Source organism: Pseudomonas cyclaminis (assembly GCF_015163715.1).
GTDB classification, from domain to species: domain Bacteria; phylum Pseudomonadota; class Gammaproteobacteria; order Pseudomonadales; family Pseudomonadaceae; genus Aquipseudomonas; species Aquipseudomonas cyclaminis.
On record NZ_JADDUM010000223.1, the window covers coordinates 1 to 1,317 of the forward strand.

The window sequence follows — 1,317 nt, forward strand, 5'->3', positions numbered from 1 at the left end:
GGTCGGCAGCGGCATATCGCCGATCTCATCGAGAAACAGCGTGCCCTTATCGGCCTTGCGGATCAGGCCGATGCTGCCTTTCTGATTGGCGCCGGTGAACGCGCCTTTTTCGTAGCCGAACAGCTCCGATTCCACCAGCTCAGCGGGAATCGCCGCACAGTTCACCGCGATAAACGCCTTCTGGCTGCGGGAACTGGCCTGGTGCAGGGCTTTGACGAAAACCTCTTTGCCCACGCCGGTTTCACCGTGGATCAGCAGCGGGATGTCTTTTTCCAGCAACCGCTCGGCCTGGCGCACGGCTTTCTCCACGCGCATATCGCCAAAATGCAGGGTCTTGAGGCCAATGGCTGCCGGCTTCGAAATAACCGGCTCGCTGAACACCCGCGCTTGCACCGGCATCTGCTTGGGGCGTTTCAATAGGCACTGAAACCGATTGCGTCCCGCCGCCTGCAACGAAAACGGCAAGCCCTCCGGCTGGTTGAGCAGTTCCAGCAGCGACACTTTGAACAAACTGTCTATCATCACCCGTGACAGGCTGATACCCAGCAGGTTATCGGCGCGGCGGTTGGCCGACAGCACCTGGCCGCTGTCATCAAAGATCAGCAGGCCCGCCCACTGGCTGTCCAGGTTGCTCAGGCCGGTGTTGAAGGTCAGTTGGAAATGTTCGCCGCGAAACAGGTTGAGGATCAGACGGTTCTCCACGGTCTGACTCATCATCTTGACCATGCCCAAGGTGTGAGAGGGCGGCAGGTAGCTGTCGCTGGACACATCCAGCACCGCAATGATTTCGCGCTGGGCATCGAAGATCGGCGCTGCTGAACCTGTCATGAAACGATTGGCCTTGAGGAAGTGTTCATCGTGTTCGATATGCACCGCCTGGGCACAGGCCAGCGCGGTGCCGATGGCATTGGTACCGCTGGAGCGTTCCTTCCAACTGGCACCGGCGCTGAATCCACGGGCCAGCTTGGGCTCGATAAACCGTTGGGTGCCCCACGAGGTCAGCACCTGGCCTTGGTTGTCGGCCAGCATGATCAGGCAATTGGAATTACTGAGGATGTTCTCGTAGTAGGGCAGGACTTCCTGGTGGGTGGTCTGCACCAGGGAATGCTGGCTTTCCAGCAGTTGGCTGATGCCGTCGGCCGGCAGTTGATCGAAGCTGGGCGTGCTCTGGTGGTCCAGGCCAAAGGCGCGGCAACGGCGCAGGAGTCCTGGATGATGGTGTCGTGCGCCAAGGGTTCGGCCATAGGGTGACCTGCGTTTTTTATTGTTATTGGGCTTGCATAATCTACCAGTTGAAGCTGGATCAATGTGGGAGGG

At 59.2% G+C, this 1,317-nt stretch carries 1 pseudogene; it reads right to left on the reverse strand.

Features of this window, described 5'->3' with window-relative positions:
• Positions 1-1,244 (reverse strand): annotated as a pseudogene (locus tag IQK56_RS31445) (sigma-54-dependent Fis family transcriptional regulator); the annotation flags it as partial.
• Positions 1,245-1,317 lie beyond the last annotated feature (73 nt).